The sequence below is a fragment of the Acinetobacter sp. FDAARGOS_558 genome, assembly GCF_003937785.1.
Taxonomy (GTDB): domain Bacteria; phylum Pseudomonadota; class Gammaproteobacteria; order Pseudomonadales; family Moraxellaceae; genus Acinetobacter; species Acinetobacter baumannii.
This window is the reverse complement of record NZ_RKJH01000001.1, coordinates 1617190-1635896: the sequence shown is the minus strand read 5'-3', so window position 1 is coordinate 1635896 and position 18707 is coordinate 1617190. Positions and strand designations below refer to the sequence as shown.

Here is an 18707-nt window from a genome sequence, read left to right as displayed (position 1 = left end):
TTTAGTCGAAGAAATTTCATAAGTGGTATAAAAAAGCCCCGATAAATCGAGGCTTTTTTGTTGAGTTAGTTAATGAAATTAACCAATCAATTTTTTCATTAATTCATTTACTTGTGCAGGGTTGGCTTTACCCTTAGAAGCTTTCATGACTTGACCAACAAGACCGTTAAAGGCTTTTTCTTTACCAGACTTGTACTCTTCAACCATTTTTTCATTGGCTGCAAGTACTTCTTTAATGATTGCTTCAATTGCACCCGTGTCAGTTTCTTGCTTTAAGCCTTTTTCCGCAATAATGTCATCGGCAGATTTACCTTCCGATTCCCACATAAAGCCAAAGACTTGTTTAGCAATTTTACCGCTAATGGTGTTGTCGATAATACGCGCAATCATGCCGCCAAGCTGTTCAGCAGAAACAGGTGAGTCTGTTAACTCTAGGCCCGCTTTGTTTAAAGCACCAGAGAATTCACCCATTACCCAGTTTGCAGCAATTTTACCTTGCTTCGCGCCACCAGCCGCAGCAACAACAGCTTCATAGAAGTCCGCCATTTCGCGTGAGAGCGTAAGTACGTGTGCGTCGTATTCAGTTACGCCAAAGTCTGCAATAAAGCGTGCACGGCGTGCTGCTGGCAACTCAGGCATAGTTGCTTTGATGGCCTCAATTTGCTCATCTGGAATAATTACTGGTAACAAGTCTGGATCAGGGAAGTAGCGGTAGTCATTCGCTTCTTCTTTAGAACGCATAGAACGCGTTTCCATTTTATTTGGATCGAACAAACGAGTTTCTTGATCAATTTCGCCGCCCCATTCCAAAATTTCCATTTGGCGTTCAATTTCAACATTGATCGCTTGCTCAATGAAACGGAATGAGTTGAGGTTTTTAAGCTCACAGCGTGTGCCAAACGGTTGTCCCGGACGACGTAAAGACACGTTACAATCCGCACGGAATGAACCTTCAGCCATGTTACCGTCAGAAATACCTAACCAACGTACTAGTGTGTGAATTGCTTTGATGTAGGCAACTGCTTCTTCAACCGAACGCATGTCCGGTTCAGAAACGATTTCAAGCAAAGGCGTACCAGCACGGTTTAAGTCAATGCCAGACATACCTTCAAATTGATCGTGCACAGACTTACCTGCATCTTCTTCAAGGTGAGCACGAGTTACGCCAATGCGTTTAGTCGTACCATCTTCAAGTTGAATATCGATATGGCCCAAGCCCACAATCGGGTTATCCATTTGGCTAATTTGGTAGCCTTTTGGAGAGTCAGGATAGAAGTAGTTTTTACGTGCAAAGACTGAAGCTTGGTCGATGTAAGCATCAATCCCTAAACCAAAACGAATTGCGAGTTCAACCACTTTTTCATTTAAAACCGGCAATACACCCGGCATCGCCAAGTCTACAAGGCTCGCTTGTGTATTTGGGTCTTGACCAAATTCAGTTGATGAACCTGAGAAAATTTTAGAATTGGTTGCAAGCTGAGTGTGAATCTCGATACCAATAACGACTTCCCAACCGTCAATCAATTTCAACTTTTGAGCTTCAGCCATTATGCATTCTCCTCAGCAATTGCCGCACGTTTGGTGTGCCAGTCAGTGTTTTGTTGGTATTGGTGAACAATCGACAACAATTGTGATTCTGACCAGTAATTACCGATTAACTGTAAACCTACTGGTAAGTTGTCTTTATCAAAACCAACAGGAGCATTAATCGCTGGCAAGCCCGCTAAGTTCACTGCGATGGTATAGATATCGCCTAAGTACATTTCAACAGGGTCTAAAGATGCACCGATTTTGTAGGCAGTTGTTGGTGCAGCAGGTGCTGCAATTACATCTACATTTTCAAAAGCTTTTAAGAAGTCTTGTTGAATTAAACGACGTACTTTTTGTGCTTTTACATAGTAAGCATCGTAATAACCCGCAGAAAGCGCGTATGTACCAATTAAAATACGGCGTTGAACTTCTGGACCGAAGCCTTCTGAACGCGAACGTTTGTAAAGATCCATCAAGTCAGCTGGGTTTTCACAGCGGTAACCGTAGCGAACACCGTCATAACGTGACAAATTAGAAGATGCTTCCGCTGGCGCGATGAGGTAATACGTTGGTACATATGCTTCAGTCATGTTGAGGTCGATTTCAACAAGCGTTGCGCCCATTTCTTCAAGCTTTTTCAAAGACTCTTCAACACGTGCTTTTACGTCCGCATCTAAACCTGCAACGTTAAAGTATTGTTTAGGAAGACCAATGCGTAAGCCTTTTACAGATGTGTTATTTAGGTTTGCAACGTAATCATCGACTTCTTTTTTAACCGAAGTTGAGTCTTTAGCATCGTGACCTGCAATTACATTCATTAGGTAAGCACAGTCTTCAGCAGAGCGAGCCATCGGACCTGCTTGGTCTAAAGAGGATGCATAAGCAATGATCCCGAAACGAGATACACGACCATAAGTTGGTTTTAAGCCTGTTAAACCACAGAAAGAAGCAGGTTGGCGAATTGAGCCACCTGTATCGGTACCTGTAGCAAATGGTGCTAAATCAGCTGCTACAGCCGCAGCAGAACCACCAGATGAACCGCCAGGAACATGGTCAAGTGCCCAAGGGTTACTCGTTGCACCTACATATGAACTCTCAGAAGTTGAGCCCATCGCAAACTCATCCATGTTTACTTTACCTAAAGTAACCAGACCAGCTGCTTTAGTTTTTTCAACAACGGTTGCATCGTAAGGTGAAATGAAGTTATCGAGCATTTTTGAACCAGCAGTGGTTTTAATACCTTTGGTACAAAAGATGTCTTTGTGGGCAAGAGGAATACCCGTTAAAGCAGTTGCATTGCCAGCTTTTAATGCGGCATCGGCAGCATCGGCTTCGCGAAGTGCCTGTTCCGGAGTAACCGTCACATAACTCTTAACTTGCGGGTCAATTTTAGCAATACGTTTTAAATAATGTTCAGTCAATTCGCGAGATGAAAACTTCGCTTGGCTTAAGCCTTCAGCAAGTTCGCGAATTGATAAGCGATGTAAATCAGTCATGAGTAAAATTTCTTTACATTCAAAATAGGGAAGATGGGTTAATTGATTAAAAGTTATTCAATCACGCGAGGAACAAGATACAAACCATCTTGAGTTGCAGGTGCAACTGCTTGGTATTCATCCCGATGATTGCTTTCAGTTACCACATCAGCACGTAAAGGTTGAGGATTGTCAAAAGGACTCTTTAAAGGTTCTACGCCTTCCGTATCAATGCCTTTTAAGGTTTCCATCATGCCTAAAATTTTATTTAGACTTTGAGCATATTCAGCAGATTGCGTATCATTGAGCGACAATCGAGCAAGATTGGCGATTGCTGAAACTGTTTGTGCATTTAAATCTGCTGAATGCTGTGCATCCGATGTAGACATAACATCACCTAATCAGTATTAAAAATTTTCAAAATATCGTGCGTTATAATAAGCGATTGACTTGTTCAAATCATCACATTTAGTTTAAAGTTGCCACCTTGCATCCACATGAAAGTTTAACTGAGAACGAACCGTGATTCTAAAACGACTAATTGGCTTGTTTTCGCCGGATCTAGCCATTGATTTAGGTACAGCAAATACACTTATTTATGCACCAGGCCGCGGCATTATATTAAATGAACCAACAGTTGTGGCAATTCGTCACAGTGGTTCACAAAAAATTGTTGCTGCTGTAGGTCTAGATGCTAAGCAAATGCTAGGCCGTACACCTGCGAATATTTCTGCAATTCGTCCAATGAAAGACGGTGTAATTGCAGATTTTGAAGTGACTGAAACCATGTTGAATCAGTTTATTGGTAAAGTTCACGAAAAACGTTTGTTCCCACCTGCACCTCGTGTAGTTGTATGTGTACCATGTAAATCAACTTTGGTCGAGCGCCGTGCAATTCGCGAAGCCGTATTTAATGCGGGTGCTCGTGATGTACGCCTAATTGAAGAGCCAATGGCTGCTGCAATTGGTGCTGGCATGCCAGTTGAACAAGCATGTGGTTCTATGGTTGTGGATGTTGGTGGTGGTACAACTGAAATTGCAATTATTTCATTGCAAGGTTGTGTCTATGCTGATTCTTTACGTATTGGTGGCGATGTATTTGATGAGCAAATTATCAATTATGTTCGTAAAGCTCACGGTTGCGTAATTGGTGAAACCACAGCTGAAATTATTAAAAAAGAAGTTGGTATGGCTGTTTCTGATGGTACGACATTAGAAATTGAAGTACGTGGCCGTAACCTTGCAGAAGGTGTACCTCGTGCAATTACCGTAACTTCTGACGAAATTACTCAAGCAATTTCTGACCCGTTACAAAGTATTGTAAGCGCGGTGAAATCTGCACTTGAACAAACTCCTCCTGAACTTTCTTCTGATATTGCTGAGCGTGGTATTGTGTTGACAGGTGGTGGGGCGTTACTTCGTAACCTTGATAAATTATTAGCTCAAGAAACTGGTTTGCCAGTTGTTGTTGCTGAAGACCCTCTTACTTGTGTAACCCGTGGTGGTGGTAAAGTATTGGAGTTCTTCGACAACCCGAACCATGACATGCTTTTCGTCGGTTAAGTTTAAGGATTAGGCGGTGCAACCGAATATTTTTTCAAGACAGCCGCCATCTTTCCGCTCGTTCATTATTGCGGTCATTACATGCTTGGTGGTGCTGTTCTTTGATTGGCGCATGCCTTATGTAATTCAGCCAGCAAGGGATGTCTTGTACGCTGCATATAATCCAATTTATGCACTTGCAAGTTATCCGGTACTGTCGAGAGAATGGCTGAATCAACAAACTAAATCTGAAACACAACTGCGCCGTGAAAACACTGCAATGCAGGCTGAGCTATTACAGGCTCAGGTCCGCTTGCAGAAGCTGTCTGAATTATCTGCTGAAAATACCCGCTTACGTGGTTTACTCGATACACCATTAATTATTGATGGTCGTATGGAAATTGCGGAAGTGATTGGGACAGATGCCGATCCGCTTCGTCACATTATCATTATCAACCGTGGTGCAATGGATCATCTTAAAGTTGGTCAAACGGTTCTGGATGATAAAGGGATTATGGGGCAAATTATCAATGTATATCCTCATAGTTCACGTGTGATGCTGCTTTCTGACAAAGAGCATTCTCTATCTGTTCGTTTAGAGCGTACAGGTATGCGTGCAATTGTCTCGGGTACTGGTGATTTAGGCCGTTTAAAAATGGAATATGTGCCAACGAGTGCAAATATTCAGGTCGGCGATAAAGTATTAAGTTCAGGCTTAGGTGAGCATTTTCCAGCAGGTTATGCCGTGGGTACGGTGGCTAAAATCCGTCGCCATAATTCAGGTGAGTTTGCTGAAATTGATGTTACACCAGCAGCACAATTAGCAACTGGTCATCATGTTGTTGTACTTTTCTCTGACTCATTAGCGAAGGAGCAACCATATGCCGATCGCTAAGTTGAAACGTGAGAAGCGTAAAGATCCATTATGGGGAATTATTCTCTCTATAATCGTGGGGTCTGTCCTCATGATCTATCCACTATCTTACGACATCTCGGGCTGGCGACCATTGTTCATGCTTATGATCATGTTGTTTTGGGTTGTGTGCCAGCCAACATGGTGTGGGGTGTGGTTCGCTTTTGGAATGGGGATTTTTACAGATCTATTGCTTGATGCACCTTTAGGATTAAATGCACTGAGTTTTGTTATTGTCACGTTTATTACCCGATTTTTAATACGCGAACGCCGTATTTTGACTTTTGGTAATTTATGGACGATTGCTACATTGGTGATTATTGCTCACTTAGCGTTTATGTGGGTGACTCAAACGATGGGGGGCATTCATTTTTCGATTGCTCGACATTGGCAACCATTGATGACAAGTATCTTAACGTGGCCTGTTGTCTATTATTGTTTAGCAAAATGGCGCATTTAGTTTTAGCTTCTAGTTCTCCGCGTCGGAGAGAGTTGTTGCAACAACTGGGCTTAAATTTTGAAATCTATAGCCCTGATATTGATGAATCTGTTCATGAAGGTGAGCTGGTTCACCAATATGTAGAGCGGTTAGCGAGAGAAAAAGCGCAAGCTGTATTAAACATTTTTCCAGATTCAGTGATTATTGCAGCAGATACGAGCCTTGGTCTGGATGGTCAGATTATTAGTAAACCTGACTCAAAGCAGCATGCCTTTGACATCTGGAAACAATTATCTGGTCGTTGGCATGATGTATTTTCCGGAATTTGTATTGCAACACAGCAACAAATCTTAAGTCAGGTGGTGCAGACCCAAGTTGAGTTTGCATCTCTAACTACGCAAGATATGGAAGATTACTGGGCCACAGGAGAACCTGTAGGGAAGGCCGGTGCATATGCAATTCAAGGAATTGCTTCACAATATATTCCCAAAATTCAAGGAAGTTATAGTAATGTGGTAGGGCTTCCTTTGTACGAATTTTCACAGTTATTCAAAAGAGTGAAGACATAAGGGGTTGTTGATAATTCTTGATTGAATTGCATTGTCGATGAACAATGGACAAAGCTACATTAACAGTCCCTCTGACTCTTTAATAAAAATTTTATAATGCTTTGAGTTTATGTATGTCAGAAGAACTACTTATTAATGTCACACCTATGGAGTGTCGGGTGGCATTAATCGAAAATGGAACTGTTAATGAGCTGTATGTTGAACGTACAGTTAAACGTGGACTTGTCGGCAATATCTACAAAGGTAAAGTTGTACGTGTGCTTCCGGGTATGCAAGCGGCCTTTGTTGATATCGGTTTATCCAGAACGGCCTTTTTGCATATTAATGATATGGTTTGGCCACGTTCACAGCCAACTCCAAATGTGTTTGAACTACTTCATCCAGGGCAGATTCTTACCGTTCAGGTGATGAAGGATATGCTCGGTACTAAAGGCGCTCGCCTGAGCACAGATCTTTCAATTCCTTCTCGCTATTTAGTTCTTATGCCATATGGTAACCATATTGGTGTTTCTCAGCGCATTGAGTCTGAAGAAGAGCGTGATCGGCTACGTAATATTATTGAGAGCATTCAGGCGGAGCATAATTTACCCGGTAGCGTAATTGTTCGTACTGCTGCTGAAGGGGTAGATGAAGCCGAAATAGCACAAGATATGTGCTACCTCAGTAAGTTATGGGAATATATTCAGCGTAAGCAAGTTGATGTGGCAGTACCTTCCTTAATTTTTGAAGAACTACCGCTGCCGCAACGAATTATCCGTGATCTGGCAAGTGAAGAAACCGCAAAGATTTATGTCGATTCGAGAGAGATTCACGGCAAACTGCGTGAGTTTGTAGATGAGTTTGTTCCGAATATGCAAAGTCGCCTGATTCATTACCCAGGTGAGCGTCCATTATTTGATCTTTACAACGTTGAAGAAGATATCCAAAAAGCATTGCAAACACGCGTTGCTTTAAAGTCTGGCGGTTATTTAATGATTGACCAGACTGAGGCGATGACCACAATAGATGTCAATACAGGCTCTTATGTTGGTGGCCGTAGCCTTGAAGACACTGTCTTTAAGACCAACATGGAAGCGACTCAGGTGATTGCGCGTCAGCTTAGACTACGAAATCTAGGCGGCATTATCATTATTGATTTTATTGACATGCAAGAAGCGATTCATCGTGAAGAAGTGATGCGTCAATTTGAAAAAATGCTTGAACGTGATCATGCCAAGACCAAAATCACACAGGTTTCTGAACTTGGTCTGGTAGAAATGACACGTAAACGTACACGTGAATCATTAGAACACTTGTTATGTGAATCGTGTCCAACGTGTCAGGGACATGGGTTTGTCAAAACTGCAGAGACAGTGTGTTACGAAATATTTCGAGAGATATTACGCTACACCCGTGCATTTGAGTCTACGAGTGGCTTTACTGTCGTTGCTCATCCATCTGTGATTGACCGATTATTAACAGCAGAAGCACCTGCAGTGGCGGATTTAGAGCATTTTATCAACAGAGTTATTAAATTTCAGGTCGAAAATTTATATACGCAAGAGCAATACGATATCATTTTAAGTTAAAGTTGTAACAAGATATCGCTTAATCCTTGTTACAACTGAAATTTTACTTTCATTCATGAATTTTAAATACTACTTACATACAGTAGCCCTAGACGTTCTCCCTATTAAACGTCTTAGCAAACAATAAGAGGTATAACCCATGAATGTAAGTGAAAACTTAATTAGCAACGGTCTTAAACATGTTTTAGAAAGCACGCCAGTCAATAGCTGCTATATGTTGAATGACCAAGGTAAAGAAGTACCAATCACAACTGCAATGATTCGTTCAGTATGTCATCAGTTACTTAACCAGTGCCGCGCAATTAAAAAATAAGGGGCCATTTTAAAGCCCCTTAATTTTTCCTAACTCGCTGAATGATGTTTCAGCTGTTTCTCTTCAATAATTTCTTCGAACCGTTGAATCTCATCTTCAAGATGCGTTAAAAGGTTTTGCATTTTAGGTAAAGCATTTCGACATGCTGTTAAACCTACTTCAAGCTTATCCAGATAGCTTGTCATTGTAATATTGAGCGCTTGCCCGTCCATGACAATAGAAGCAGGGTAGAGTGCATCTAATTTCGCACCATTCCAATAAAGCGGCTCACGTGGGCCAGGTACATTGGAAATCACTAAATTGAATGCCTGACGCTTAGGAAGCATCCCAGACATGATGTTAAGTCCAGCTGGACCATAAACAACAGCGCTATAGTTTAAAATCTCATTCGCGGTCATGCGGCTAAAGCGTTGCTTTGAATTTTGCATACTACGACGAATGATCTCGAGCCGCTCTAGAGGCTGATCTTTATGGGTTCCTAAATTTGCCAAAATCATGGTAATACGATTGCTCACGTCAGAGTCATCTGTGCGTAGGGAAGCAGGAACCATGGCAATGAGAGGCTTTTTAGGCAGGCTGTTGTGACTAATCAGATATTCACGTAATGCCCCAGAACACACAGCAAGTACGACGTCATTGATCGTTACACCAAGTGCTTTAGAAATTTTTCTAAGACGGCTTAATTCAAAAGATTGGGCTGCAAACCGACGTGAAGCACTTACACGTTGATTTAAAATTGAAACCGGAGCTTGAAAGGTGGAGACGTAATCAGGATTTTTACCCATTTCTTTAAAAATGGTTTGCGATAATTCCTGCATAACTTTAGGGGTCACTTCAAGCTGTGATTTGATACCACCTAAAATACTTTTGATCTTACTTGTGCTTGGTTTTGGTACTTTTAGGCGTTTTGTTCTTTTACTTTCTACACACCAAAGTGGAACCACATGTTTTTCTTCCGGCGTTTTTGACAATGACTTCTCAATTAAGCGCATGCCTGCAACACCATCAACCATGGCATGATGAATCTTAAAGTACATCGCGAAACGATTGCCTTCGATCCCTTCAATAATGTCACACGTCCAAAGTGGTTTTGCACGATCAATTAAAGAGCTGTGCTGCTGGGAAATATAAACCAGTAATTCACGAATTCGGCCAGGATGAGGCAAGGCAATATGGCGAAAATGGTGGTCGATATCGAACTCTTCATCTTCATCCCAAAATAGACCATTTAAACGGTTATTGAAGGGTGGAACAGGAATACTTTTAGATTGGCGAATTTCTTCTACTAAATCATGAACGAAAGTTTCAGGGGCATTTTCAGGTATTTCAAATAAAAACAATCCGCCAACATGCATCGGTTGTTGTCTTTTTTCTAGTGATAGAAAAATAAAATCAATAGGGTGTAATGGACGCATAACTCGTTGTGCCTCATGCTTTTTTCTAAGAAGCCCTTAACTGAGCTCTTATTAGAATTATAGAACCGTAAATTTAGTATATAGCGTTTATTACAGATTAAATATGACTTTGTGTACGAGATATAACTGTAAAAAAAACCACTGATTCATCAGTGGTTTTTTTATACCGAACTATTTTTTCAAGTTACCTGCATGTAAGCCACATTCTTTTTGTGTTGCTTCTTCCCACCACCAACGGCCTTCACGTTCATGTTGATTTGGAAGTACTGGACGTGTACATGGCTCACAACCAATCGAAACAAAACCACGCTCGTGTAGAGGGTTATATGGAATTTCCATCATGCGGATATAACTCCACACATCGGCGCTAGACCAGTTGGCAAGCGGATTATATTTAATGAGTTGCTTACCCGGACCAGAGAAGCCTGCATCAGCTTGTACCACTGGAATTTCAGTACGTGTACCAGGGCTCTGATCTTTACGCTGACCTGTAATCCAGCCATCTAAGGTCGCCAGTTTCTTACGTAAAGGTTGAACTTTTCGAATGCCACAGCATTCTTGATGTCCATCTTTAAAGAAACTAAATAAGCCTTTTTCATTCACCATGCTTTGCACAGCTTCCGCATCAGGGAAACAAATCTCGATATTAATATTGTAGTGCTTACGAACAGTTTCAATAAATTGATAAGTTTCAGGGTGTAGACGGCCTGTATCAAGACTAAAAACACGGAAAGGTTTACCTAAACGTGAAGCCATATCAATTAAGACTACATCTTCTGCTCCAGAGAACGAAATTGCGATCTCACCTTGTTGGCTTAATGCAAGTTCTAGAATCTCGCGCGGACTTTTAGCTGCATATTCAGCCGCGAGAGCATCAACGATATCAATAGTCGGAATAACGGTCATGGGTGTTCCTGGCAAAAGGCTTGGGCGCATTGAGTTATGAAAAATATTCTAAAGGATAGTGAATAAATTGCTTAGCACTTTAATTTCGATCCTTATGAATAAAATTGATTTGATCAATAACAACGCAAAACTGAAAATCTTAATGGTATGATACAGCAATTTTTAACCAACGTTGGAAGCATTCATGGAAATCGTATGCCTAGATCTTGAAGGAGTTTTAGTTCCTGAAATTTGGATCAATTTCGCAAAAAAAACAGGGATTAAAGAACTAGAAGCAACAACTCGTGATATTCCGGATTATGATGTTTTAATGACTCAGCGTCTGAATATCCTAAAACAACACGGTTTAGGCTTAAAAGACATCCAAGAAGTTATTGCCGAGATGGGGCCATTACCAGGTGCAAAAGAGTTTGTTGAATGGGTGAGCAATCATTTCCAATTGGTCATTCTGTCGGATACTTTCTATGAGTTTGCCCATCCTTTAATGAAACAATTAGGCTGGCCAACAATTTTCTGTCATAAATTAGAGACAGATGAAAATGGTATGATTACCGCTTATAAACTTCGCCAACCTGACCAAAAACGTGAGTCGGTTAAAGCACTACATGGTTTGAATTTCCGTGTGATTGCAGCAGGTGATTCATATAACGATACAACGATGCTTGGTGAAGCCGACCATGGTTTCTTGTTTGATGCGCCTGCAAATGTTATTGCGGAGTTTCCGCAGTTTCCTGCAATCAATGGTTATGATGCATTAAAAGAAGCAATCCGATCAGTTTCACAGCGCAATATTCCTGCTTAAGCAAGGACAAATAGATAATAAAAAAGGCGCTTATAGCGCCTTTTTTATTTAGATTAGTTTTTAAAACTTAGAATTTATAACCAAGTTTTAAACCGTAAGCGATAGCATTGTTATCAGAGAAGTCTGCAACATATTCATCGCTACCTGCTTGCGCGCCTGTTTGAGCTTTGGCATCACCCAACCAGAAGTATTTTACGCCACCAGCGATGAAAGTTTGTGGAGTAGGGCTATATTGAACACCTAAACCTACGTTCCAGTAACCTTCTGTTGGTCCTAATGTTGTTACAGGATTACCTGCACCAGAGTCCCAACCTACAGAAACATTACCAGCCCATTTATCATTAAGTTTACGGCCTACACCAGCGTTCACAGACCATTGGTCATCAGAATATTCAACTAGGTTGAAGCCATTTGGACGTCCAACAAGACCACCTACAGCTTCTGAGACTTTGCCAAATTTATATGGCTGAATTGAGAAATCTTTCCAGTTCACCCAGCGTACATTGGCAAACGCAACTGTATCAGCCATGATACCTGTTTGAAAATCAAGGTTAACAGACTGTGGTGTTGTGATTGTAGTTTTACCAGATGAATTAATTGCCTGAAGTTTAGATGCTGGAACGTCTAAACCAGTAAGTACTGAAGTAAGACCAGGGAAATTCAATAAAGATAGATTTTCATTAATATCCACTTTATGATCAATTTCAGAACGATAAGTTACAGATGCTCTAAGTGCGATTTCAGGAATCTGATAAGCTGCCCCTGCTAACCATCCAGCACCGGTAGTTTCTTTAATATCAGCATCATAACCATTATAAAGGCTATAAGCTTGACCTCGTAAACTTACATTACCTTTAACGGTTTGTAATACAGGGCCGGCATAGAAGTTAAAGTTTTTAGTTGGTTGATAACCAAATACAAAAGATAAGTTTTGTGTATCAACTTTAACTTTAGTTCCGCCATTACCTAAATAATTATTTGCCGCAGCAAGAGCGCCAGCAAGTTGTTTAAATTGAGGACTTGCTAAAACTTGACCTTTTGCTAAAGCTAAAGTTTGGTCATTAACAGGCAAACCTTTAGCTTCTAAAGCTTCTTTTGCTTTTTTAGTCACTATCCCATCAATCGCAGTGGCTGATAAAACAGAATCAGAACCTGGCTGAGAAACGAATACGTTATTACCCGAATATTCTGCATCTGCTCCAAATGGTTGATCGTAGAGTAGACCGAAAGAAAATTGGTCATTAATTTGTAATTTTAATGCAGCACTTGGGAAGTAATAGTCATTCGCCATATCGCCAATATCACGACGTGTGGCACTAGATCCAGCTTCTTTACCAGCTACATCAGGATCTAGGACAGAAATACCTGCTTCAAAGTAATTACCAGGTTGGAAGAACGCAGACATTGACTGTCCAGAGCGATCTAGAGCTGCTGCAAAAACCCCAGTTGCAGGCAGCGTTGCTAAAATCATTGCAGTGCTCAGATGTTTTAATTTCATTTTTAATCTTTCCTTGAACTTCAAGACATTTTTTTAAAAGTAACAGAGTTAAACCGTTTAAACTGTGTTGCCTTCAGTGCTTTGAATTACAAGTTTCAAAGCATTGATAACTCCATGTAACAAAAATAGCATAATTACACTAAGAGTAAATCTGTTCTATGAACTGCAGAGTACTCACTTTTTATACAAAAAATGGCAATAATGAATGAAATATGAAGGAATATTTTTGTTGTTTAATTAATTTAAATAATTGATATTTATATTTTTTATCTATTATTAAAGTTGCTTGTTTTTATGACATTTTTGTCATAAATCCAAGAAAAATGGTCAAAGATTTTTTTGTAAAAATATGAATTGATTGATTATGAAATGAGTATTAGTCATCATTTTTAATGGATAAGTCTAGTTTCTCTACACATGTATATTATTGATTCAGTTTTATATTGTTATTTGCTGGATAAAAATTGAGAGTATTTTCTTTACTATTTGGTCAAATTTTTTGAGGAATTAATTGCTGGATTTAAGCTTGCTTTATTTAAGGGATAACCGAAATAAAAAAGAATTCGGTTATCGCGCCTTTTAGATTTAAAACATAGCATTAGAGGGGATATAACTTTTCATCAAATTCTTCAAGTTTAGGAAATTTTAATGGTTCAAGTTGGTCAAGGTGAATGAGATAAGTGACATAGTCCTCAAGAATAGTTTCACGTGCTTCTTGGCTAATGTAAGGTACATGGTAGGCAATGAATGGGGGAAGAACTTCAAAGCCAGTATAAGCCAAAGTACCGCGTTGAATCGGTGATAGATAATGTTCAATTGGTCCGTGAATAGAATTTTCCCCAAACATATGTGTTCTACCACCGAGTGTTAAACAGAGCATTGCTTTTTTACCTGCCATGCCACCATGGTTGTAAAACCGCTTACCCCCATAAAAAAGTCCAGAGACAAATACACGATCAATCCAGCCTTTTAAAATTGCTGGAACAGAAGTCCAATAAAGCGGGAAGTTCAAGATTACTAGATCGGCACGGTTTATTTTGTCAATTTCTGCTTGAATATCAGGAGACAAAAGTTGTTGTTTTGTGGCATTTCGCTGTTCTAATGCATAGTTAAAATAATCAGGTTGATTGAGTTCTAAAAAATCTTCCTTAGAGGCAACAGGATTAAACTGCATTGCATATAAATCGGAAATTTCTACTTGATGGCCCAATTTTTTAAAGGTTTGCTGTGCTGTCGTTTTTAGGGAAGTTGTAAAAGACAGAGGTTCTGGATGAGCATGAACAATCAGGATATTCATAGTGTCTTTACTCTTAAAGATAAGATTAGTTTTTAGTGGAATGTCGGAGGGTTAAGTCAGTTTGTCTTAAGTGACTATGCCTGAATTTAAAAGCATGGCATAGTTCATGAACTGACAGTTTTTACCATTTAACGCCACAATTACGCTTTCTAATGGGCCGCTCATGACTCCAGAATTACCCGGAACTTATATTAATTTATTAGCTGACATCGTTAAGCGCAGAGGTATCTCTTGTGAGCAGTTTTTAGAGGGTAGTGGAGTAATACCGGAACAATTAAAAAAACCGTATTGGTATGTTGAGTTTAATACCTTAAATAACTTACTTGAGCATGCGATTCAACTCACTCATGAGCCAGCATTAGCGGGTTATTTGGCGTTGGAAATGAAAGCTTCTTGTTATGGTTCTGTCGGTATGGCAGCCATGGTATCTGCAAATCTTGGAGAGGCTTTAAAAATACTTGAACAATTTATTGGTTCACGTTGTGATGCCTTTAAACCTGAGTTAATGCAAGAGCAAGACGATGTTTACTGGTCTATTCATCAACCTTTAAAAAGTTTTCAATTAAGTTCAGATGCGACTATTTTTTTGTTGTTAGGTTTTGTTTACATCGCAAAACATCTAACAGGGTTATCTTCTTTAGGTACAGTGCAATTGAATATGCCCGAACCACTAGGTTTTTCAAAAATAAAAGATAAATTAGGCGTAAGTTGTTTATTTGAGCAAAAACATAATATTTGGATTTTTCCAAAAGAATATTTAATGCAGCCTATACTCACGGCTGACCCTATGCTGGCACCTTTACTGAAAGCCCAGTGTAAAAAAGATATTGATAAATTGAAGTTACGAAGTGGATGGAAAGCAGAAATTAGCCAAGTAATAAAAAAATTATTGATCAATAGTCAGGGGGAAATATTAAAAGTTAAGCAAGTTGCCCAAATGATGAATATGTCAGAACGTAGCCTACAGCGGTATTTGGCAATAGAGAATACAAGTTTCTCAGCATTAGTTGATTTAACTCGAAAGCAATATGCACAAGATCTTTTGCAAAATAGTTCAATGTCAATTGAAGCTGTGGCTTTAAGATTAGGCTATGCCGATACACCCCATTTCACCCGCGCTTTTAAACGCTGGATGGGTGTAACACCGAAGTATTATCAAACTCAGTTAAAACTAAAAAATTTAGAGATACGTGAATAATCAAGAAGACCACAAATTTGAAAGTGGTCTTCTAACCCTATTTTAATTTGTTAACTCTTGTTTTGATGAAAGTGTATGAATTACTTCAAAATAGCTCGGTGGAGTGGGCACATGCCCCCGTTCTCTTAATATTTTGTGCATACGCGGTAATTTAAAATATGGAACAGACGCCATTAAATGATGTTCCATATGGTAATTGACATGAATAGGGGCCACAAAGCTTCTCGCAATCCAACCTGCACGTGTGGTACGAGTATTGGTTAAAGCAGTATTGCTGGTTTGCATACCTGCATGTTCTGCCATTGAACGAATTCTTAAAAATAATGGAAATGGAGTCAAATAAGCCAAAGGCCATAACCAATAAAAACGTTGTTGACCACATGCTTTTAAAACACCATAAAGTAATAGGTTGGTTGCAATAGCGCCTGTACTGTTTTTTGCAATACTCTTTGCATAGTCAACGAAATTTTTATCACTGCGGTCTAACCAGATTTGATCATTGGCTACAGTCCATTTCATGACATCAAGGTCCATCAACACACGGCCTAAGCTAAACTTTAATCCTGTTATACCGGTTAAGTCGCGTAAGAATTTACGGGTAAGAGATTTTTTACTGACAGGAAAGCCTGCAACTAAAGAAAGATCTGGGTCATCTGGTGTAGATGTTTTTGCGTGATGACGAACATGGTGTACACGATATTTTTGTAGGTCGTTCCAGATTGGGCGGGCACATAGCCACTCTCCAACGAAATCATTTATTTTCTTATTTTTGAATAAACTTTTATGGGATGCATCGTGCATTAAAATTGCGAGGCATAACTGACGGCCAGCTAAAACAGCTAGAGCAAGCATACATGCTAATAATTTTCCCCAACTCGGTAAGTAATCCCACATCATAATTAAGCTGGCAAATGTTCCTCCAATAACAGCCCATGTGCTAGTAACGGCCCAAGCGCCATATGCATCTGAAGGTTCTGTAAGCTCTTGTATTTCTTCTCTGCTAAATAGATCGGTAACACTCACCTGTGCATTCATTTTTATTCTCCCAAATTAGAGTTTGGTATCCATATTTTATATTACAAATATAGTCATAAAAATTTAAAAAGTGAAATATTTGTTTGTAAAAAAATAAATCAGATGGCTATAAATTTAATTCCTGTTCATATATTTTTTTCCAAAGTTTTTGGCCAATTGCATCTAGTTGCTGTACATCTTGAGCAAATTGATTACGAGCAGATTCATTTACAAATGGCTCTGGTAATAATGGGTCATTCATGAGTAAGGCAATTGTTTCCCTTCCTAAAAGAAGTGCCTTGACTGCTGCATCGTTTAAAGGGGAGTGAGCATAATTTTCAAGCCAGTGCGTAATATCTCGGCTATACATTTCATAATTTTTTTCGAGTTGTTTGGTATCCCATAAAGAAAAAATTTGCTTAAGCGTTGTTGAGTCGAAATGCTGAATAATACAAATTTTTGCTTCTTTCTCTAGCCCTGCTAAAACAAGCTCATCACAGGTTTTTTCAAAGCTATAAGCTAAATTGTCTGGGCGGATATAAATACCAGTTTCCAGCTCTTTAAAACCAAATTGACGAAGTGCACGTTCCCGTTTTTTTAGTGCTGTTCGGTCTATACGGCCTAAGGTTCCTGTAAACACGGCGAGATAATGCTGCTGCCATTCTTTAGTTTGTTTAATTCCATTTTTACGATTGAGAATAACTTTCGCCCAATCTTTTGCAGACGGAGAAAGTTGATAGATTCCGCGTTCTACGCTCTGGATCATACCTTCATTTAACAAGCGTGTTGTCGCAACTCGAATACCATTTTCACTTAAGTTAAAAAGTTTAGCTGCAACCAAAATTTGTTTGATACTGAGCTGAGGATAAGCGGAAGAAAGAAAGAGGTCGATAATAAGATGACGTGCGTTAATTTTGGTATTTTTCATTCAGTCTGAATTTTTGATATGAGTTGTATTTAATTGGAATAATAACATGTTTTTTTAAGGACTTTTTAAGATGATTTTCTAAACTCATCTATTGTAAAAGACTTATCTATAACAAAAGAAAATTTGGCCATTTTTAACCAAGTTTTATCTTTTTACGATAGTTAACCTAAGTTTGTCATTATGATGTGATACATTATCGCACTTTAAATAAACTGCCTTTCACTAGAGGCAATAACCACAAATGCTAGAAATGATCTGATATTGAACATGTGTTGAGCTAAATAAAAGGCTAACTGTGGCAATAAAATAAATTTTAGATCGTTCTAGTGATTAACTAACTTTCTTTGAGCAAGTTATGGAAAATTTTGAAGTTATAAAAGCACTGTTTCTAGGCTTTGTTGAAGGCTTAACTGAATTTTTACCTATTTCGAGTACTGGTCATTTAATTTTATTTGGTCATATTATCGATTTCCATTCAGATGGTGGTCGTGTCTTTGAAGTAGTGATCCAGTTAGGTGCTATTCTGGCAGTGTGTTGGTTATATCGTCAGAAAATCATTAACTTAATCAAAGGTTTTTTTAGTGGTGATGTCGAGTCACGCCATTTTGCCATTAGTGTCTTAATTGCTTTTTTCCCGGCAGTGATTATTGGCGTTTTAGCTGTAGACTTTATTAAAAGTGTTTTATTTAGCCCAATTGTAGTTGCGATTGCTCTGATTGTCGGCGCGCTTATTATTTTCTGGGTTGAATCTAAACAATTTGAACATAAAACGGATGATGCGACCAAGATCACGTTTAAACAGGCGCTTTTAGTTGGTCTGGCTCAATGTGTTGCGATGATTCCTGGAACCTCTCGTTCTGGTGCGACAATTGTAGGTGGGATGTTTGCAGGCTTGTCTCGTAAAGCTGCAACAGAGTTTTCTTTTTTCCTTGCAATGCCGACCATGCTAGGTGCAGCGACATTTGACCTAATTAAAAATGCTGATGTGTTGACTTCAGACAATATGGTTAATATTGGAGTGGGTTTTGTTGCGGCATTTATTGCTGCTTTATTGGTTGTAAAAGCACTCGTACTCTTCGTTGAACGTCATACATTACGTGTATTTGCATGGTATCGAATTGTATTAGGTGTGATTATCCTAATTGCTGCTATGTTCTTTAACTTATCTGCTTAATAGTCAGATTAAGGATAAAAACCTAGAGAAATCTAGGTTTTTTTATGCCTAAAAATAGCTTTAACTTGCTTATTTATACAAAGTACTACCAAGAAATACTTTTTCCTTTTAGTTTGATTGATATAG

Annotated in this window: 18 protein-coding genes; 9 read left to right on the top strand and 9 right to left on the bottom strand. The window is 39.2% G+C overall.

The genetic code is table 11. The features are described 5' to 3' along the window. Positions 1-78: 78 nt before the first annotated feature. The 3 genes from gatB to gatC are packed head-to-tail and all read right to left on the bottom strand — an operon-like array spanning position 79 to position 3394. Positions 79-1548: an Asp-tRNA(Asn)/Glu-tRNA(Gln) amidotransferase subunit GatB gene (gatB, locus tag EGT34_RS07825; protein ID WP_000796648.1), complete on the bottom strand. Its 1470-nt coding sequence runs from the start codon at positions 1546-1548 to the stop codon at positions 79-81. Continuing rightward, positions 1548-3026, bottom strand: a complete 1479-nt coding sequence (gatA, locus tag EGT34_RS07820; RefSeq protein ID WP_000130663.1) for an Asp-tRNA(Asn)/Glu-tRNA(Gln) amidotransferase subunit GatA — start codon at positions 3024-3026, stop codon at positions 1548-1550. The genes gatB and gatA overlap by 1 nt, the downstream gene beginning before the upstream one ends. Positions 3027-3079: 53 nt before the next feature. After that, positions 3080-3394, bottom strand: a complete 315-nt coding sequence (gene gatC, locus EGT34_RS07815) for an Asp-tRNA(Asn)/Glu-tRNA(Gln) amidotransferase subunit GatC (RefSeq protein WP_000107699.1) — start codon at positions 3392-3394, stop codon at positions 3080-3082. 133 nt (positions 3395-3527) lie between these two features. On the opposite strand from gatC, the gene EGT34_RS07810 reads away from it, so the two are divergent. The 6 genes from EGT34_RS07810 (at position 3528) to EGT34_RS07785 (ending at position 8349) form a co-directional block, all read left to right on the top strand. Beyond that, positions 3528-4568, top strand: coding sequence for a rod shape-determining protein (locus EGT34_RS07810; protein ID WP_000601379.1), 1041 nt, complete (start codon positions 3528-3530; stop codon positions 4566-4568). Between the two features lie 16 nt (positions 4569-4584). Continuing rightward, on the top strand, positions 4585-5442 hold the full coding sequence (gene mreC / locus EGT34_RS07805) for a rod shape-determining protein MreC (protein WP_001182997.1): 858 nt from the start codon (positions 4585-4587) through the stop codon (positions 5440-5442). Then, on the top strand, positions 5429-5920 hold the full coding sequence (gene mreD, locus EGT34_RS07800; protein ID WP_001121008.1) for a rod shape-determining protein MreD: 492 nt from the start codon (positions 5429-5431) through the stop codon (positions 5918-5920). Before mreC ends, mreD begins: the two co-directional genes overlap by 14 nt. Continuing rightward, positions 5908-6468: a Maf-like protein gene (locus EGT34_RS07795; RefSeq protein ID WP_000940846.1), complete on the top strand. Its 561-nt coding sequence runs from the start codon at positions 5908-5910 to the stop codon at positions 6466-6468. Before mreD ends, EGT34_RS07795 begins: the two co-directional genes overlap by 13 nt. Before the next feature lie 113 nt (positions 6469-6581). Then, positions 6582-8036, top strand: coding sequence for a ribonuclease G (rng, locus tag EGT34_RS07790; RefSeq protein ID WP_031975154.1), 1455 nt, complete (start codon positions 6582-6584; stop codon positions 8034-8036). A 139-nt stretch (positions 8037-8175) separates the two neighbouring features. After that, the gene (locus tag EGT34_RS07785; RefSeq protein ID WP_001103036.1) at positions 8176-8349 is read left to right on the top strand and encodes a PA1571 family protein; all 174 of its coding nucleotides are present in this window, start codon (positions 8176-8178) and stop codon (positions 8347-8349) included. Positions 8350-8378: 29 nt separating this feature from the next. Here EGT34_RS07785 and EGT34_RS07780 read toward each other — a convergent pair whose 3' ends face one another. Next, the gene (locus EGT34_RS07780; protein ID WP_001247579.1) at positions 8379-9764 is read right to left on the bottom strand and encodes a WS/DGAT/MGAT family O-acyltransferase; all 1386 of its coding nucleotides are present in this window, start codon (positions 9762-9764) and stop codon (positions 8379-8381) included. 171 nt (positions 9765-9935) lie between these two features. Continuing rightward, on the bottom strand, positions 9936-10670 hold the full coding sequence (locus EGT34_RS07775) for a phosphoadenylyl-sulfate reductase (RefSeq protein ID WP_000216076.1): 735 nt from the start codon (positions 10668-10670) through the stop codon (positions 9936-9938). 184 nt (positions 10671-10854) lie between these two features. On the opposite strand from EGT34_RS07775, the gene thrH reads away from it, so the two are divergent. Then, on the top strand, positions 10855-11472 hold the full coding sequence (gene thrH / locus EGT34_RS07770; RefSeq protein ID WP_000406996.1) for a bifunctional phosphoserine phosphatase/homoserine phosphotransferase ThrH: 618 nt from the start codon (positions 10855-10857) through the stop codon (positions 11470-11472). 67 nt (positions 11473-11539) lie between these two features. Here the strand turns inward: thrH and EGT34_RS07765 are convergent, their stop codons facing one another. Continuing rightward, complete coding sequence (locus tag EGT34_RS07765; protein WP_000768262.1) at positions 11540-12970, bottom strand: OmpP1/FadL family transporter; 1431 nt, start codon at positions 12968-12970, stop codon at positions 11540-11542. A 598-nt stretch (positions 12971-13568) separates the two neighbouring features. Further along, a complete protein-coding gene (locus tag EGT34_RS07760) occupies positions 13569-14267 on the bottom strand; it encodes an NAD(P)H-dependent oxidoreductase (RefSeq protein WP_001023287.1) in 699 nt (232 codons plus the stop codon). Positions 14268-14430: 163 nt separating this feature from the next. Between EGT34_RS07760 and EGT34_RS07755 the strand changes: the two genes are divergently transcribed. Then, positions 14431-15465, top strand: coding sequence for an AraC family transcriptional regulator (locus tag EGT34_RS07755; RefSeq protein ID WP_000187132.1), 1035 nt, complete (start codon positions 14431-14433; stop codon positions 15463-15465). A 42-nt stretch (positions 15466-15507) separates the two neighbouring features. Here EGT34_RS07755 and EGT34_RS07750 read toward each other — a convergent pair whose 3' ends face one another. Next, positions 15508-16500, bottom strand: coding sequence for a fatty acid desaturase family protein (locus EGT34_RS07750; RefSeq protein ID WP_000993891.1), 993 nt, complete (start codon positions 16498-16500; stop codon positions 15508-15510). Between the two features lie 106 nt (positions 16501-16606). Beyond that, positions 16607-17407, bottom strand: a complete 801-nt coding sequence (locus EGT34_RS07745) for a PaaX family transcriptional regulator C-terminal domain-containing protein (RefSeq protein ID WP_000799162.1) — start codon at positions 17405-17407, stop codon at positions 16607-16609. Between the two features lie 355 nt (positions 17408-17762). On the opposite strand from EGT34_RS07745, the gene EGT34_RS07740 reads away from it, so the two are divergent. Next, positions 17763-18581, top strand: a complete 819-nt coding sequence (locus EGT34_RS07740) for an undecaprenyl-diphosphate phosphatase (RefSeq protein ID WP_000426931.1) — start codon at positions 17763-17765, stop codon at positions 18579-18581. The last annotated feature ends 126 nt before the right edge of the window (positions 18582-18707 follow it).

What these genes read in the sequence shown, in the direction of transcription:
- gatB (WP_000796648.1), bottom strand. Translation starts at nt 1,548, where the DNA reads ATGGCTGAAGCTCAAAAGTTGAAATTGATTGACGGTTGGGAAGTCGTT.
- gatA (WP_000130663.1), bottom strand. Translation starts at nt 3,026, where the DNA reads ATGACTGATTTACATCGCTTATCAATTCGCGAACTTGCTGAAGGCTTA.
- gatC (WP_000107699.1), bottom strand. Translation starts at nt 3,394, where the DNA reads ATGTCTACATCGGATGCACAGCATTCAGCAGATTTAAATGCACAAACA.
- mreD (WP_001121008.1), top strand. Translation starts at nt 5,429, where the DNA reads ATGCCGATCGCTAAGTTGAAACGTGAGAAGCGTAAAGATCCATTATGG.
- EGT34_RS07795 (WP_000940846.1), top strand. Translation starts at nt 5,908, where the DNA reads ATGGCGCATTTAGTTTTAGCTTCTAGTTCTCCGCGTCGGAGAGAGTTG.
- rng (WP_031975154.1), top strand. Translation starts at nt 6,582, where the DNA reads ATGTCAGAAGAACTACTTATTAATGTCACACCTATGGAGTGTCGGGTG.
- EGT34_RS07785 (WP_001103036.1), top strand. Translation starts at nt 8,176, where the DNA reads ATGAATGTAAGTGAAAACTTAATTAGCAACGGTCTTAAACATGTTTTA.
- EGT34_RS07780 (WP_001247579.1), bottom strand. Translation starts at nt 9,764, where the DNA reads ATGCGTCCATTACACCCTATTGATTTTATTTTTCTATCACTAGAAAAA.
- EGT34_RS07775 (WP_000216076.1), bottom strand. Translation starts at nt 10,670, where the DNA reads ATGACCGTTATTCCGACTATTGATATCGTTGATGCTCTCGCGGCTGAA.
- thrH (WP_000406996.1), top strand. Translation starts at nt 10,855, where the DNA reads ATGGAAATCGTATGCCTAGATCTTGAAGGAGTTTTAGTTCCTGAAATT.
- EGT34_RS07765 (WP_000768262.1), bottom strand. Translation starts at nt 12,970, where the DNA reads ATGAAATTAAAACATCTGAGCACTGCAATGATTTTAGCAACGCTGCCT.
- EGT34_RS07760 (WP_001023287.1), bottom strand. Translation starts at nt 14,267, where the DNA reads ATGAATATCCTGATTGTTCATGCTCATCCAGAACCTCTGTCTTTTACA.
- EGT34_RS07755 (WP_000187132.1), top strand. Translation starts at nt 14,431, where the DNA reads ATGACTCCAGAATTACCCGGAACTTATATTAATTTATTAGCTGACATC.
- EGT34_RS07750 (WP_000993891.1), bottom strand. Translation starts at nt 16,500, where the DNA reads ATGAATGCACAGGTGAGTGTTACCGATCTATTTAGCAGAGAAGAAATA.
- EGT34_RS07745 (WP_000799162.1), bottom strand. Translation starts at nt 17,407, where the DNA reads ATGAAAAATACCAAAATTAACGCACGTCATCTTATTATCGACCTCTTT.
- EGT34_RS07740 (WP_000426931.1), top strand. Translation starts at nt 17,763, where the DNA reads ATGGAAAATTTTGAAGTTATAAAAGCACTGTTTCTAGGCTTTGTTGAA.